The sequence below is a fragment of the Robertkochia flava genome (assembly GCF_020166515.1).
Classification (GTDB): Bacteria; Bacteroidota; Bacteroidia; order Flavobacteriales; family Flavobacteriaceae; genus Robertkochia; species Robertkochia flava.
Map to the genome: position 1 here is coordinate 117,711 of NZ_JAINZT010000008.1, position 14,878 is coordinate 132,588.

Sequence of the window (14,878 nt, forward strand, 5' to 3'; positions counted from 1 at the left end):
TTTATTTTTTGTTAACGGCAGCGCATCCGGCCATGGTGGTTATTTTTATTGCTTCGGTTGGAGGAAGTTGATCATTTCTGCGCACTACCTCCCGAACGATATTCCGGGTAAGTTCTTCAAAGGCAGATTCCATCGGGGTAGCGGTTTGCAGGGCGGCAGGCCTTCCATAGTCGCCTGCTTCCCTTATGCTCTGAACAATGGGGATTTCTCCAAGGAAAGGCACTTCCAGATCAGCGGCCAGGTTCCTTGCGCCTTCTTTTCCGAATATATAGTATTTGTTGTCCGGTAATTCTTCCGGGGTAAAATAGGCCATGTTCTCAACAATACCCAACACGGGCACATTGATACTTTCCTGCTGGAACATCGCAACTCCTTTTTTAGCATCAGCAAGCGCGATATTCTGAGGAGTACTAACCACTACCGATCCGGTAATAGGAAGGGCCTGCATGATACTCAGGTGGATGTCTCCAGTTCCCGGGGGAAGATCGATGAGGAGGAAATCCAGTTCTCCCCAATCGGCATCAAAGATCATTTGATTGAGTGCTTTCGCCGCCATTGGCCCTCTCCAGATCACCGCCTGGTTGGGCTGGGTGAAAAACCCGATAGAGAGGATCTTTACCCCGTAATTCTCCACCGGTTTCATTTTTGATTTTCCCTCTACGTTAACCGCAAGGGGCCGTTGTCCGTCAACATCCAGCATAATAGGCATGGAGGGACCGTAGATATCGGCATCCAGTAAACCTACCTGGAAGCCCATTTTGGCTAAAGATACCGCCAGGTTTGCCGTGACGGTAGACTTACCTACCCCTCCTTTTCCTGAGGCCACAGCAACGATATTCTTGATGCCCGGAATGGACTTACCCTTTATCTGAGGTTTCTCCGGGGCCTCCACTTTGACATTGACCTTCACTTTGGCTTTTTGATAAACCTTATCGTGAATGGTTTTCAGGATCTCAACTTCGGTCTTCTTTTTTGCCTGTAAACTCGGGTTGTTTATTGTGATGTCTACCACCACTTCGTCTCCGAAACAAACCACATTGGTTACAGCTCCGCTTTCGATCATGTTCTTCCCCTCTCCGGGAGCTGAGATGGTTTCAAGAGCGGCAATAATATCTTTCTTGTTCAGTTTCATGGAATCTTTTCCTGGCAATTTTTAAAGTTTCTTTTTTAAACTCATTCTAAATTGCAAAGATACACTTTAAAGGTCACATAATAAAAGCAGGTGTATCAATTGCGTTTATCGGGTAATAGGGGTTTCCTTATGAAAAGGGCGGCGCAAATTTAAAGAAAAAAAGAGATGTAAGTAGCTATTTTCTAAGGGTTTAATTCCTTTGATGGATCCCAGTAATAACGTTCCAGGTTTTGAATCTGGTCATCGATAACCTCCACACCCTCACTCTCCAGCAGTTGCTGCATAAGGCGGGTGCCGTCAAAATGATGTTTTCCGGTGAGCAGACCTTTGCGATTTACGACCCGGTGGGCCGGTACATCCTCTTTTCCATGGGAGGCGTTCATTGCCCAGCCCACCATGCGTGCACTTCCGGCAGCGCCCAGGTACCTGGCGATGGCCCCATATGAGGTAACCTTGCCGAAAGGGACCTTCCGGACAACCTCGTATACCCTTTCAAAAAAGGATTCCTTATCGGGTTTAGCCTTCGACATAGAACAGACGGATCAGGGTGATGATAAGCAGTACACCCATCAGGGCGCTTAAAATATAATCGGAGTATCTCGAAAAATAATCGGTTCTGGATTCCAGCCTGTCAAAGTAAAATACATACATGTACAACATGGCAAAGGTACCAAGACCCGCTGCTAAGATAAAGGTGAGGATATCGGGCAGTTCGAACTTGATCCATCCGGAAACCTTCCATGCGGCATTAAGTCCGCAGAAATACGCAATAGGCAGCACATTGAGAAAGGAGATCAGCATCCCTTTGAAGAAGAGGTTCTTTCTTTTTACCGCCACTACCCGTTTTTTCTTTTCCTGGTTCTTTCGGGCGGTAACCAGAAAGTAAATCGAAAAAAAAGCAAAAACACCCAGGGCGATCTTAAGCAGGATATCGATCACGAAAGGATTGTTATAGAGGTATTTGGAGATAAGGACCCCGATATAAGCCTGGATCATAACAGTGGCCGAAGCCCCTGCAGAAAAGATGATTCCACCCTGTTTTCCTTTTTTAGATCCGGTTCGCGCTGCAGTAATATTGACTAATCCCGGAAATACCACTCCCATAAGGGCTGCAGAGAAGGTGGCGAAGAACAGGATGATAAGATGGGTCATTAGCTGAGTTTAAACTTGATATAGGTGATGGGTTTTCCTTCTTCAAGATACTGTTTTTCGTAAAAAGTCTGAATTTCGGTAACTTCTTCGGGGCTGCCCTGGTTTTTGTAGACGTTGTGGTTCGAATACAGGACCTCCTCTTCCAGGCCGTGCAAAAGACCAAGGGTATACCCGTGCATGAACTCGCTGTCGGTTTTCAGATGGACTACCCCGTCAGGTCTGAGTATCCACCGGTAGCGGTCAAGGAAGTCTTCGTTGGTGAGCCGGTGCTTGGTACGCTTGTACTTGATCTGAGGATCCGGGAAGGTGATCCAGATCTCGTCGACCTCATGGTGGTCAAATAGTTTATCGATAAGTTCGATCTGTGAACGGAGAAAACAAACATTGCTGAGTCCTTCTTCCAGGGCCGTCTTGGCACCCCTCCAGAACCGGGCTCCTTTAATGTCGATCCCTATAAAGTTCTTTTGAGGATATTTCCTGGCCATGCCTACACTGTACTCGCCCTTACCGCAGCCCAGTTCCAGAACAACAGGGTTATTGTTCTTAAAGTATTTCTCCTTCCATTTGCCTTTGTATTCAAAGTTATCGGATACTACAGCCTCTCTGTTTGGCTGTATAACATTGGAAAAAGTCTCGTTTTCCCTGAACCGTTTAAGCTTGTTCTTACTCCCCACAACAATTATTTAAATTAAAGGCAAAATTAAGTAAATCTTTCTCTTCTGAAAATGCGGTTTCTTTACATAAAATGAGAAAGATGAAAAGAATACTGGTTGCACCCCTGAATTGGGGGCTCGGACATGCCACCCGATGTATTCCGGTGATCAGGGAATTGCAGGCGCATGGCTTTGATCCGGTGATCGGTTCCGATGGGGATGCTCTGGAATTGCTTAAGAATGAATTTCCGGACCTGGAGTTTGTCGAATTGCCGGCCTACGATATTGAATATGCCAAAAAAGCGAAATATTTTAAATGGAAACTGCTTTACGATTCTCCAAAGATCCTGAGGGCGATTGCCAAGGAACATAAGTACACAAAAAAACTGGTAGATTATCTGGCGCTCGACGGAATTATCTCGGACAACCGTCTTGGGGTGTATTCCAAAAAAGTGCCCAGCGTATTTATGACCCATCAGCTCCATGTTTTAAGCGGAAATACCAGTTCCATCAGTACTGCCCTTCATCAGCGCTATATCTCGAAATTCGATGTTTGCTGGGTTCCCGATGTGGAAGGGGAACCTAACCTTAGCGGAGAGCTGGGACATGCTTCCGGGGGTTTTAAAAATGTGCGTTATCTGGGACCGTTAAGCCGGCTAGAGAAGTTAAACCTGCCGGTAAAATACGATCTCCTGGTGTTGCTTTCAGGACCTGAGCCCCAGAGAACCATGCTGGAAGAAAAGCTCATGGAGGAGTTGCGCTCTTATGTCGGGGAAATTCTAATGGTCAGAGGAAAGGTAGAGGAGAGGCAGACGGTTAAAACCATGGGACATAACCGTATCTATAATTTCATGAACTCGGAACAGCTGGAAGTTGCCTTTAGTAAGAGCAGCCTGGTGCTATGCAGGTCCGGGTATACCACCATTATGGATCTCGCCAAACTGGATAAAAAGGCATTTTTTATACCGACGCCGGGGCAATTTGAACAGGAGTACCTGGCTCAGCGAATGGAAGAGCAGGGACTTGTTCCCTTTGCGACCCAGGATGAATTTAAGATAGAAATGCTAGACAGGACGACCACCTTTAGAGGGTTAGGCGGTTTTAACGCCCTTTTTGACCCTGACGGGATCTTTGATGTCTTTGGCACGTTCCAGGGTAAATGAGAACTCAGATCCTACTCCGAAGACACTTTCCACATAGATCCTTTCCTTATGGGCTTCGATAATGTGTTTTACAATAGACAACCCAAGGCCTGAGCCCCCCTCTTTCCGGTTTCCGCTTTTGTCTACCCTGTAAAAGCGCTCAAATAATCGCGGGATATTCTGTTGCTGGATGCCTTCCCCGTTGTCTGTTACCCGGATGATGACCTTGTTTTTGATCAGGTCTTCAATACTCACCTCGGTAGTTCCGTCTTCCTTACCGTATTTGATCGAATTAACCACCAGGTTGGTAATCACCTGCTGTATGCGTTCGCGGTCGGCATAGACCATGACCGGCTTGGTGTATTTCATGTCGAAGGTGAGGTTGATATTCTTTTTGGCCGCCTTCATTTCCATCATGTCAAATACGTTCTGTACCAGTTCCACAATATCAAAGGCCTCCTTTTCCAGGTGAAGGTCTCCCGTTTCCAGTTTGGTGATCATGTCGAGATCCCGCACGATGTAGATAAGTCGCTCTACGCCCTTGGCTGCACGCTGCAGGTATTTCTTGCGTACCGCCTTGTCGTCTAATGCCCCGTCAAGCAGGGTTTCGATATAGCCCTGTACGGTAAACAGCGGGGTCTTCAGTTCATGAGAAACATTTCCCAAAAATTCTTTACGATAGGTTTCCCGGATCTTTAAGGCTTCGATCTCGATCTTTTTGTTGTTGGCAAAGCGCTCAATCTCCCGGGTCAGGGTTTGCATATCGGTGGTTACGGGTTGGTCGCGAAAGTCTTCCTTCTCCAGAAGGGAGACGTCGTCATAGATGCGTTTTACCCGCTTGTAGATAAAATGCTCTACCCTGATCTGAATGATAAAAAAGCAGATGAGAAACAAGGCCAGGGCAAACGCCAGTACGGCCCACGGATTAAAGATATCGAATACCCTCAGGAAAATGGCAAGCAGCAAACTGCTCAGGCCCGTAATATAGCCGGAGGAGCGCAGTGCGAACCGGTATGATCTTTTTAGTTTTGTTGCCAAAAGAAAAGGGATTTCCTCAAATTTAGGGAAATTTAGAGGGATTCAGTACAGGAGAATAGCGGCCCTACTGTACAAATTTATAGCCTACCCCCTTGACGGTCTTGAAATGGTCGTCGCCGATCTTTTCCCGGAGTTTCCTGATGTGGACATCAATGGTGCGACCTCCTACCACAACTTCATTTCCCCATACCTGGTCAAGGATATCCTCTCTCTTGAATACCTTACCCGGCCTGGAAGCGAGCAGGGAAAGCAGCTCAAATTCTTTTCGGGGAAGAATGATCTCATTCCCGTCCTGAATGATCTTGTATTCGTCCCTGTTGATAATGATATCTCCGGCTTTTACAACATCATCTTCCTGTTCCTCCTGTTCCTTAAGTCGTCTAAGCAGGGCCTTGACCTTGCTTACCAGTACCTTAGGTTTGATGGGTTTGGTGATATAGTCGTCTGCTCCCGCATCGAACCCCGCTACCTGGGAGTAATCTTCCCCCCTGGCGGTTAAGAAGGTGATGATGGTGTTTTGCAATTCAGGGATATTCCGAAGCTTTTCGCAGGTTTCGATACCGTCCATTTCAGGCATCATCACATCCAGGATGATCAGGTGTGGTTTTTCTTTCTTAGCACTGCTAATGGCTTCCACCCCGTTCGCGGCGGTACTTACGTTATATCCTTCGGAAGAAAGGTTATAGCCTACGATTTCCAGGATATCCGGCTCATCGTCTACTAAAAGGATTTTTATTTCCTTCTTTTTCATACGATTAATAGTTGAATTTCTGCTCAAAAGTAAAGATAAAACTAATTCTCAAACCCGCTTAACAATCATTTAATATCATAACAAAAAGGTAACATGATCCCGTCTTAGTTTAATCCGGCTGTAACATCAGGCCGGTGATCCTGCTGTTAATTTGCAGCAGAATTTAAAACGAAGTAATGAGAAGTATTTTATTGTTAGCGGCGTTATTATGCTCCGCTTTAAATTTCGCCCAGGACCAGAATGGTTCTATAGTCGGGAAGATCCTCGACAAGGAAATGAACAATGAACCCTTACCTTTTGCCAACGTGCAGATCGCCGGATCTGCCAAAGGAACAACAACCGATTTTGACGGGCTGTTCGAGCTGGCCAATGTAGCGCCGGGAACCTATACCCTGGTGATCAGTTTTGTGGGTTATGAAACCCTGGAGTTTCCCGATGTAGTGGTTGAGGCCGGAAAAGTAACCGAAGTGAACACCGCTCTGGGAGCAGGAAGTGTCAGTCTTGATGAGGTGGTCGTAACCACGACGGTACGACGCGACTCAGAGACCGCTTTGTTGTTGGAACAGAAAAAAGCAGTAGAGATCAAGGAGAGTATCGGGGCGCAGCAGCTTACGAAAATAGGAGTGTCGGATGCCGCAACCGCTACCACAAAAATATCGGGTGTAACCACTACAGAAGGTTCCGGTGACGTGTTTATACGCGGGCTGGGGGATCGATACCTGAGTACGACCCTGAACGGACTTCCCATCCCTTCTGATGATGTGGAAAGAAAGAATATTGACCTGGGATTGTTCCCTACCCGGGTTATTCAGAATGTGGGGGTGAGTAAAACCTATAGTGTGGAGAATTATGCCGACCAGGCCTCGGGAACCGTTGATATTTCTTCGAGAGAACTGGTAGGTGACCAGGAGTTCAGCGTACGTCTTCGAGGAGGCGCCAACTCTAACGTTATGGCAAATGCTTCCGGAGATTTCAGGGTCTCCCCAATGCAGAACAATGTTACCCTGGGGTATTACAACCAGGATAACCTGACCTTTAATAATATACTTGATCAGTCCTGGAATACTCAAAAGGAGTCTGCTCCATACAACGGGACCATCGCAGTAACTGCCGGGAAAAAGATCGGAGACAAATTAAAACTGTTTTTTGCCGGATCTCAATCCATCTCCCATCAGTACCGCGAGGGGATCTTCAAACAATACGATCAGAACTTCCTGGATGACAGCCTGAACGATGTGACGGAATTTAACCGGAATATAACCACTTCAGGGCTGTTTGATGCTACCTATGCCTTTGATTATAACAATAAGATCAAATTCAATACCCTGCTTATCAATACCCTGAGAGATCAGGTATACGAGGCAGGGCGGGACGGTACCGGACTGATCTTTGAGGAGACCAACCCTGCGGAAGGATTGTCTCAGTTTATTCGCGATCAGAATATCAAACAAACCCGCCTCTGGGTAAATCAATTATCAGGTACCCACCCCTTGTTTAAAAACAACCAGATCGATTGGGCATTGGGTTACAACCGCGTAGATGCCGATGAGCCTAACCGTATCCGTAATGAGGTAAACTTTAATGAAGAAAAAGTGCAATTGGCCAGAACCGGAGGGTTCCAGCAGCGTAAGTCGCTTCAGAAAATCGGGGATGATGAGTACAATGCCCGTTTAAAAGACGTAATAACATTCAAGGATGAAGAAGATACACAGATCAGTCTTGCCATAGGAGGAAGTTTCCGTTATAAGGAACGGAACTTTGTTTCCCAGGTATATGGGGTGGAAGAAGCCTTTACCGATGCAGTAAATCCTCCATCTATTGACGATCTGAGTGCCATTTTTATCCGGTCTAATTTCGCCAACGGCTTGCTTGATTTCAATGTGCAGCCTGTAGACCGTTATGAGGCCGACCTGCAATCGCTTGCTGCTTTTACCAGCCTGAACGTAGGATTGAGCAAATGGAACTTTAACCTTGGATTCCGTTACCAGGATGACGATCTGAAAGTGCGATATGACGTGGGGAACATTCCCGGACGTTTGGGAGAGAGCGATAAGGCTTACCAGAATATCTATCCGAGCTTTAACGCGAAGTACAGTTTCAGCGAGAAGAGTGCGATCCGATTTGCGACCAGCCGTACCATCACCCTTCCGGAATTCAAGGAGATCGCTCCTTTCGAATATGTTTCTCAAACCGGGCAGATCACAAGGGGTAATCCGGACCTGGAAGCCTCTACCAACTACAATTACGACCTGAAATGGGAGTATTTTCCAAGTGCAACCCAACTGGTCTCTCTGGCGGCCTTCTATAAGGAGATAGAGAACCCGATCAACAGAACCATCACCAGAGGGGCCTCAGGAATCTTTTCCTACTTCAACACCAGTGATCAGGCCGAGGTTTACGGACTCGAGTTCGAAAGTCGCCTGGATCTGATAAAATCAGCAGAGGAAATGGCAGGTTTTGATCTGGGACTTAATCTGAACGCTACGCGTATGTGGCACAGCCAGGATCTCAGGGAACTTGTGGATGAATCTTCAGGAAGAATTATCCAGACCTTCCGTTACAAAGGAAAAACCGAAACCGGATTACAGGGAGCGGCCGACTGGATCTTTAACAGTACCCTGAATTTTGAGGCTAAATCTGCAAACCCTTTTACTGCAGCCCTTACCGCAAACTATTCTTCAGACAAGATCTTCTCCCTAGGGGGAGCACCGCTTAATCAGCAGAACAGTGCTGTGGATTATAATGACGAGATCATTGAGAAAGGGTTTGTGACCCTGGACCTTGTATTAGGAAAGCAACTGGGAGAACACTGGAACCTTCAGTTCCGGGGACTGAACCTGTTGAATCCTGATATCAGAAGAACGCAATTTGTAAAACCAGGAATGACCGGGATAGAGACCGAGGAGACCGTGAGGTCATATACCAACGGATCTGTGTTTTCCCTGGGCGTTCAATACACCTTTTAAACTTAATTAATATTCAATAAATCTTAATCTTCAAATTAATCTTTTATCATGAGAAAATCATTTCTTAAAATTAATGCAATTGCCGCTTTGTTCGCTGCTTTTGCAGTTGTCGGGTGTAGTGACGACGAAGGAACCATAACGGAGCCGCCGGTCATTGAGGCCGAAAATGAATTAGAGGGAGAGGTCACCGAAGACCTTACCCTGGACGCCACTGTGCCTTACGATCTTACTGGAATCCTTAGCGTTGAGGCCGGGGTTACCCTGACCATTCCTGCAGGAACAACCATAACCTCAGAAAGAGGTACCGACAAATATATTGTTGTTCAAAAAGGGGGTATGATCGATATCCAGGGTACGGCTTCCAATCCGGTGGTGCTTACCTCACAGAACGGTACTCCCGGAGATTGGGGAGGCCTGGTGATCTGTGGAAACGCTCAGACTACGGCAGGAGCCTCTGATGTGGTTGCTGAGGTAGGCGGACTTTTGTACGGGGGTGATGATCCGGCAGATAATTCCGGATCTATCGAGTACCTGATCATCGAAGGTGCCGGTGCCCAGATCAACTCTGAATCACAGTATAACGGACTTTCCCTTTACGCAGTGGGATCCGGGACGTCGATCTCCAATGTGGCCATTCTTAACGGAGCTGATGACGGGGTGGAGTTCTTCGGAGGATCTGTGACAATTACCAATTTGTATCTCGAGAATAACGAAGATGATGCCGTAGACTGGACCGAAGGCTGGGACGGGGGTGTTACCAATACCTATGTGCTCCATACCATAGAAGGATTTTCTACCGCTATTGAGGCTGACGGAGACAATGCAAACCCAACTATTACCGACTTTACTGCGGTATCTGAAACCGGCGGTCTTGCCCTTCAGTTTAAGAAGCAGTCCGGAGCAACCATTACCGGGCTTTCCCTAACGGGATACGATACCTCTGTAGATCTGCCGAATGCTGCAGATCCTCAGAATCCTACCGAAGCAGAACTTTCTGTGATCAAGATCGAAGGAGAGAATGCAGATCCCGGAAAAACCTATACCACTACTCCTACCGTGGATGTGAACGATTTTGACTGGGTAGCTAACCGCGGAGAAGTTGAAGCAAACCTTCTTCAGGGAACTGTGACCGGAGATGTGGTCCTGGATGCTTCCGTTTCTTACGAACTAAACTCTTCTTATATCATCGCAGATGGAGGTTCACTAACCATTCCTGCAGGAACTAAGATCACTGCCCGTGACGGCGGTACTGCAGTTTATATTGCTGTACTTAAGGGCGGAACCATCGATATTCAGGGATCCGAAACCAATCCCGTGATCATGGCTTCAGCAAACGGAAATCCTGGAGACTGGGGTGGACTTGTAATTTGTGGTAATGCCACCACTACCGCTGGTGCAGCCGATGTTCAGGCAGAGATCGGAGGATTCCTTTACGGAGGGAATGACGACGCCGATAATTCAGGTAGCATCAGAAACCTCGTACTTTACGGGACAGGGGCACAGATCAACTCCGAGTCACAGTATAACGGGATCTCCTTCTATGCGGTAGGGTCCGGAACCACTGTTGAGAACATCGCCATCTACAACGGTTCTGACGATGGGGTGGAATTCTTCGGAGGAACGGTTTCCGCTAAAAATATCTACCTGGAGAACCTGGAAGATGATGCAGTTGACTGGACTGAAGGATGGAGTGGAACCGTAGAGAACACCTATGTAAGTCATACTCTTGCAGGTTTTTCAACCGCAGTTGAGGCTGATGGAGATAACGCCAATCCACAGCTGGTTAACTTTACCGCTGTTTCCAGTGTTGGGGGACTCGCCCTGCAATTCAAAAAGCAGTCCGGGGCCACCTTCTCCAACCTGTATGTGGAAGGATATGACACCAACCTGGATATGCCAAATGATGGCCCGACTACCAATGTGATCATCGATGGGAATCCGGTGCAGAATGCTACAGATGATGTATTCGCCAACGGGACACCTCTTGATATCTCAGGATGGAGCTGGAAAGACGCCACCTTGTAGGATCAGGCATTTAAAGAATATGAATGAGCACCCTTCGGGGTGCTTTTTTATTTTAGCTACTTTTGCAAGGTTGATCAGTACATGAAAAAGGAAAGCATTTTTAACATAAAAGACGAGGCTGATTTCACCAGGACAGCCCTGGAGGTGTTTCGGTTTCAGTATCGTAATAATCCTGTTTACCGCAAATTCTGTGATTTGCTGAACCGCGCCCCTGAAGATATCCAAGAGGTCCGGGAGATCCCCTTTATGCCTATAGAGTTCTTTAAAAGTCACCGGGTACTGGGGGGAAACCTCGACGTTGCCGAAACCTTTTCCAGCAGTGGTACCACAGGAATGCAAACCAGTAAGCATTATGTACATGACCTGAGTTGGTATGAAGAAAGTTTCAGACGGGGATTCGAACACTTTTACGGCCCTGTTAAGGATTATGTAGTGCTGGCCCTTCTTCCTTCTTACCTGGAGCGTACCGGTTCTTCCCTGATCTATATGGTGAATGATATGATCGAAAAGTCCGGTCATGAGGTCAGTGGGTTTTTTCTCAATGATCTGGAAGGCCTTGCCGGGTTGTTAAAAGCCCTGGACAGTGCAGGACAGAAGGTGTTGCTCATTGGCGTTTCCTTTGCCTTACTGGACCTGGTGGAATCCTTTGATTTTTCCCTGAAGCATACCGTGGTAATGGAAACGGGAGGAATGAAGGGCCGTCGTAAAGAGTTGATACGGGATGAATTGCACGGAATCCTGAAGCAGGGGTTCGGGGTGTCAAAGATCCATTCGGAATATGGAATGACCGAACTGCTAAGCCAGGCATATTCTAAGGGCGATGGAATTTTTAATACGCCACCATGGATGCAGATACGGGTCAGAGATATGGAAGACCCTTTTTCTTACCTCGGCAAAGGCAGGGGCGGGGGAATCAACGTGATCGACCTGGCCAATATTCACAGTTGTTCCTTTTTAGCTACCCAGGACCTGGGGAGGGCAAAGGAGGAAGGATTCGAAGTTCTTGGGCGGTTTGATAATTCAGATATCCGGGGGTGTAACCTGATGGTCCTGTAGCATTTGAGTCATGCCCTGATCTCACATTAGTCTATTCATCCATACAGTTTTCCCGAAGGGATGGTTTGCTCATCAGGAATTCTACTATTCGACTTCCGCTTTCAGCTGATCCGAGATGTAGCGATAAAGGATGCCACCTCCGGTGCTGTTGCGTTCATCCGAGATAAACAGGGTTTGGTTGTCAAAGAAGCAAACAGCCTCTTTCTGGGTGCGGTGTTGCAATGCAATTCTCCGGAAGGGAGGGATGGAATCCTGTTCCAGGAAATTGGGGGCGATCCACAGGGAATCATATCCCAGGAGGAGGAGCACTTTTCCGTCCGGACTGATATCCGCTGCGGTGATCTCACAGGTTTCCTGATTCTTGCAGGTGGTGATATCGCCCATCAGAGTAGCCTCGTGCTTCCCCGGGGAAGCAGGAACAGAAAATAAACGGGTGGCCGGACCCTGGTCTTTCTTTACATTTTTAGTGAAAATATACAGTCGATCCTTATAGTACAGAAGGGCCTCTGCATTAAAAGGTTGGTTTTTGTCGTGTCCCGGATAAGTGATCTCGATTTCTTCCGCTTCGATATTGTCTCCGGATATGGTAGCAGGATTAGGGAGTTTATAAATATATAACTGATCTCTTTTAAAGTTGTTGTTACCGATATCTGCAATGTAGATGTTGCCCTGTTCGTCGGCAGCGAGATCTTCCCAATCCTCATTACTCGCCCCTTTGATGTTGAAATCCTTCTCTATTTTCCCCTGAAGATTTATACCGTACAGGTGGTCCTTATTCCCCGAGTCATTGATAAACCAGACCAGGGGAGAACCGGGAATGGTCTCCATACCTGAATTTTCTTCCATGGATTTCGGCAAATAGGTAAGCAGTTCCAGATGTTCCGGAAGGGGTGTTTTGCAACACCAGATCAGGAGGGTGATGCCAAGTGCGAGGGTATGTGTTTTCATCACTAAAAATTACAAACAACATTATAAAATTAAAAGCAATTTCGATATTAAACCCTATTTTTGATGGAATCCAAAGTTTTCTTACGAAAGATGAAAAAGAAGATTACATTAAAAGAGATCTCCAAACGGTTTAATGTCTCCATTTCCACAGTTTCCAAGGCCCTGAAAGACAGTCCGGAAATCAGTGAAAAGACCCGGAAGATTATCCAGGAATTTGCCAGGGAACATAATTACAAGCCTAATAATATTGCACTGAGCCTCAAGAATCAAAAAACCAAGAACCTTGGGATCGTGCTGCCTGAGATCCAGCATTTTTTCTTCTCTTCCATTACCACTGGTATCGAAAAGTATGCTACCCAAAGAGGGTATAACGTGATCATTTGTATTTCAAACGAAACCTTCGAGAAGGAGGTGATCAATATGGAAATGCTTGCCAACGGAAGCATCGATGGGTTTATTATGGCCCTTTCCCAGGGTACTGAAAAAGCCGGGGACTTTCACCATATCAATGAGGTGATCAACCGTGGGATGCCGGTTGTTATGATCGACAGGGTTACCGACCAGGTAGAATGTGACAAGGTCGTGATCGATGATTTTAAGGGGACCTACGATGCGGTAAATTATCTTATAGAAAAGGGTAAAAGGCGAATCGCCATGCTTACCATGCCTGATTACATGGGCAGTGTGGGCAAACTCCGGACCGAAGGCTATAAAAAGGCCATTCTCGATGCCGGGATCGCCCTGGATGAAAACCTGATCTTAAAGCTGGAGGATTTCTACAGCGGATTCGAACCGGTGGAAGCCCTCTTCAGAGACCAGGAGGTGGATGCGGTGTTTGCTGTAACCGAATTCTTTGCCGTGTCGGCTATGAAGATCGCCCAAAAGGCGGGGTACAGGATCCCTGAGGATATCTCTGTGATCGCTTTTACAGACGGGATCATCTCCAAAAGCAGCAGTCCTTCTCTCACTACCGTAAGTCAGCACGGGGAAGAGATCGGGGAGCGGGCTGCCCGGTTATTGATCGATCGCCTGGAAAGTGAGGGTGATGAGGAGCCTCCATATACCAAGGAGGTTGTGAGCACCACTTTGGTAAAACGGGAATCGGCCTGATCATGACCTGTCAATAGGCAGGTAGATCTCGGCCGTCCACTGCAGGGCATCCCCTCCCATGTTCGGATTGTTGTGATAGATCTCCAGGGGCGTCTTGCTGAAAGGGATCTCTTCTTTCTCAGCATGCTCAAACAACTCAAACCAGCTTTTGTTGGAAAAACGGTAATCCCCGTTGTATACTGCTTTCAGGGCAGGAGCTTGTTCAATCCTTCGGAAAAAGATGTCCGGGCTCTCCGGGAGCGAATCCTGTTCCACCAGGGGAAAGCAAAAATCAAACTCAATTATCCTGTTTTTTTCGTCATAGTCACGGATCTTGATCATCGGAAAACCATCGGGGGTAAGGTTTTCTGAGGCAATAAATCCGCTCAGGTAGCTGTAGTCTCTCATCATTCGGAAGGCCTTCCTTTCCGGAGTAGCCTTTGCCCTTGTACAGGCACAGAATTTTCCGGGAGACTGGGTCTCTCCTTCGATACTTAGATGAAACTGCCTGATACTTTCATCGAGAAACTATTTGTAGTTCTTCACCAGTTCCAGGGTTTGCTCTTCGTACCGGGTATTGCTGAAGGGGATAAGTAGCCTGTTGATCAAGGATTTTCCGGGCTGTTTGATTCCCGCATTTATTCCCGTGATCGAATCGTTGATCCTGGTGATGGTCCAGTTTAAAACATAGGTTGCTCCATGGAGGTCTACTTCCTGGGTGAGTTCCTTGTACAGTTCCGGGTCTTTAATGGCAGAGCTCTCGGGAAGATCGGATACGGCGCTCCAGTTCAGGAGCTCATCATACGCAAGACCTGCACTGGTTTGAGCCTTAAAGTGAATATTGTAATCGTTGGGTTTGATGATAAAATACCAGACCAAAAAGATGCCAAAAAGCAGGATAAGGATCTGCAAAACTCGTTTCATAG

At 47.0% G+C, this 14,878-nt stretch carries 14 protein-coding genes; 5 read left to right on the forward strand and 9 right to left on the reverse strand.

Going from position 1 to position 14,878, the window contains the following annotated elements; all coding sequences use genetic code 11:
* Position 1 precedes the first annotated feature (1 nt).
* From K7R11_RS13635 to trmB, 4 genes are all read right to left on the reverse strand, one after another.
* Entirely contained in the window at positions 2 to 1,132 is a 1,131-nt protein-coding gene (locus K7R11_RS13635; RefSeq protein WP_224491450.1) for an Mrp/NBP35 family ATP-binding protein, read from the reverse strand.
* 182 nt (positions 1,133 to 1,314) lie between these two features.
* Positions 1,315 to 1,662, reverse strand: a complete 348-nt coding sequence (locus tag K7R11_RS13640) for an MGMT family protein (protein ID WP_224491301.1) — start codon at positions 1,660 to 1,662, stop codon at positions 1,315 to 1,317.
* On the reverse strand, positions 1,649 to 2,284 hold the full coding sequence (locus K7R11_RS13645) for a LysE family transporter (RefSeq protein WP_224491302.1): 636 nt from the start codon (positions 2,282 to 2,284) through the stop codon (positions 1,649 to 1,651). The genes K7R11_RS13640 and K7R11_RS13645 overlap by 14 nt, the downstream gene beginning before the upstream one ends.
* Complete coding sequence (trmB, locus tag K7R11_RS13650; protein ID WP_224491303.1) at positions 2,284 to 2,958, reverse strand: tRNA (guanosine(46)-N7)-methyltransferase TrmB; 675 nt, start codon at positions 2,956 to 2,958, stop codon at positions 2,284 to 2,286. The genes K7R11_RS13645 and trmB overlap by 1 nt, the downstream gene beginning before the upstream one ends.
* A gap of 80 nt (positions 2,959 to 3,038) precedes the next feature.
* Here trmB and K7R11_RS13655 point away from each other — a divergent pair, with 80 nt between their 5' ends.
* The gene (locus K7R11_RS13655; RefSeq protein ID WP_317196484.1) at positions 3,039 to 4,100 is read left to right on the forward strand and encodes a glycosyltransferase; all 1,062 of its coding nucleotides are present in this window, start codon (positions 3,039 to 3,041) and stop codon (positions 4,098 to 4,100) included.
* On the opposite strand, the gene K7R11_RS13660 is transcribed toward K7R11_RS13655, so the two are convergent.
* The gene (locus K7R11_RS13660) at positions 4,029 to 5,117 is read right to left on the reverse strand and encodes a sensor histidine kinase (RefSeq protein WP_224491305.1); all 1,089 of its coding nucleotides are present in this window, start codon (positions 5,115 to 5,117) and stop codon (positions 4,029 to 4,031) included. The genes K7R11_RS13655 and K7R11_RS13660 overlap by 72 nt on opposite strands.
* A gap of 64 nt (positions 5,118 to 5,181) precedes the next feature.
* Positions 5,182 to 5,868, reverse strand: coding sequence for a response regulator transcription factor (locus K7R11_RS13665; protein WP_224491306.1), 687 nt, complete (start codon positions 5,866 to 5,868; stop codon positions 5,182 to 5,184).
* A 176-nt stretch (positions 5,869 to 6,044) separates the two neighbouring features.
* Between K7R11_RS13665 and K7R11_RS13670 the strand changes: the two genes are divergently transcribed.
* The 3 genes from K7R11_RS13670 to K7R11_RS13680 all read left to right on the forward strand — a co-directional run bounded on the left by K7R11_RS13670 (position 6,045) and on the right by K7R11_RS13680 (position 11,915).
* On the forward strand, positions 6,045 to 8,834 hold the full coding sequence (locus K7R11_RS13670; RefSeq protein WP_224491307.1) for a TonB-dependent receptor: 2,790 nt from the start codon (positions 6,045 to 6,047) through the stop codon (positions 8,832 to 8,834).
* Between the two features lie 48 nt (positions 8,835 to 8,882).
* Positions 8,883 to 10,859 (forward strand): hypothetical protein, encoded by a 1,977-nt coding sequence (locus K7R11_RS13675; RefSeq protein WP_224491308.1) that lies wholly within the window; start codon positions 8,883 to 8,885, stop codon positions 10,857 to 10,859.
* 81 nt (positions 10,860 to 10,940) lie between these two features.
* A complete protein-coding gene (locus K7R11_RS13680) occupies positions 10,941 to 11,915 on the forward strand; it encodes a LuxE/PaaK family acyltransferase (protein ID WP_224491309.1) in 975 nt (324 codons plus the stop codon).
* 84 nt (positions 11,916 to 11,999) lie between these two features.
* Here the strand turns inward: K7R11_RS13680 and K7R11_RS13685 are convergent, their stop codons facing one another.
* Positions 12,000 to 12,863: a hypothetical protein gene (locus tag K7R11_RS13685; protein ID WP_224491310.1), complete on the reverse strand. Its 864-nt coding sequence runs from the start codon at positions 12,861 to 12,863 to the stop codon at positions 12,000 to 12,002.
* 90 nt (positions 12,864 to 12,953) lie between these two features.
* Here K7R11_RS13685 and K7R11_RS13690 point away from each other — a divergent pair, with 90 nt between their 5' ends.
* Positions 12,954 to 13,973 carry a LacI family DNA-binding transcriptional regulator gene (locus tag K7R11_RS13690; RefSeq protein ID WP_224491311.1) on the forward strand — a complete coding sequence of 340 codons (1,020 nt, stop codon included), beginning with the start codon at positions 12,954 to 12,956 and terminating at the stop codon, positions 13,971 to 13,973.
* On the opposite strand, the gene K7R11_RS13695 is transcribed toward K7R11_RS13690, so the two are convergent.
* Both K7R11_RS13695 and K7R11_RS13700 read right to left on the reverse strand, forming a co-directional pair.
* A complete protein-coding gene (locus K7R11_RS13695; protein WP_224491312.1) occupies positions 13,974 to 14,363 on the reverse strand; it encodes a hypothetical protein in 390 nt (129 codons plus the stop codon).
* Between the two features lie 117 nt (positions 14,364 to 14,480).
* Positions 14,481 to 14,876: a hypothetical protein gene (locus tag K7R11_RS13700; protein WP_224491313.1), complete on the reverse strand. Its 396-nt coding sequence runs from the start codon at positions 14,874 to 14,876 to the stop codon at positions 14,481 to 14,483.
* Between the last annotated feature and the right edge of the window lie 2 nt (positions 14,877 to 14,878).

Excerpts from the sequence above, each read along its gene's own strand:
- K7R11_RS13695 (WP_224491312.1), bottom strand. The coding sequence starts at position 14,363 with ATGATGAGAGACTACAGCTACCTGAGCGGATTTATTGCCTCAGAAAAC.
- K7R11_RS13680 (WP_224491309.1), top strand. The coding sequence starts at position 10,941 with ATGAAAAAGGAAAGCATTTTTAACATAAAAGACGAGGCTGATTTCACC.
- K7R11_RS13635 (WP_224491450.1), bottom strand. The coding sequence starts at position 1,132 with ATGAAACTGAACAAGAAAGATATTATTGCCGCTCTTGAAACCATCTCA.
- K7R11_RS13700 (WP_224491313.1), bottom strand. The coding sequence starts at position 14,876 with ATGAAACGAGTTTTGCAGATCCTTATCCTGCTTTTTGGCATCTTTTTG.
- K7R11_RS13685 (WP_224491310.1), bottom strand. The coding sequence starts at position 12,863 with ATGAAAACACATACCCTCGCACTTGGCATCACCCTCCTGATCTGGTGT.
- K7R11_RS13645 (WP_224491302.1), bottom strand. The coding sequence starts at position 2,284 with ATGACCCATCTTATCATCCTGTTCTTCGCCACCTTCTCTGCAGCCCTT.
- K7R11_RS13640 (WP_224491301.1), bottom strand. The coding sequence starts at position 1,662 with ATGTCGAAGGCTAAACCCGATAAGGAATCCTTTTTTGAAAGGGTATAC.
- K7R11_RS13690 (WP_224491311.1), top strand. The coding sequence starts at position 12,954 with ATGAAAAAGAAGATTACATTAAAAGAGATCTCCAAACGGTTTAATGTC.
- K7R11_RS13675 (WP_224491308.1), top strand. The coding sequence starts at position 8,883 with ATGAGAAAATCATTTCTTAAAATTAATGCAATTGCCGCTTTGTTCGCT.
- K7R11_RS13670 (WP_224491307.1), top strand. The coding sequence starts at position 6,045 with ATGAGAAGTATTTTATTGTTAGCGGCGTTATTATGCTCCGCTTTAAAT.
- K7R11_RS13665 (WP_224491306.1), bottom strand. The coding sequence starts at position 5,868 with ATGAAAAAGAAGGAAATAAAAATCCTTTTAGTAGACGATGAGCCGGAT.
- K7R11_RS13655 (WP_317196484.1), top strand. The coding sequence starts at position 3,039 with ATGAAAAGAATACTGGTTGCACCCCTGAATTGGGGGCTCGGACATGCC.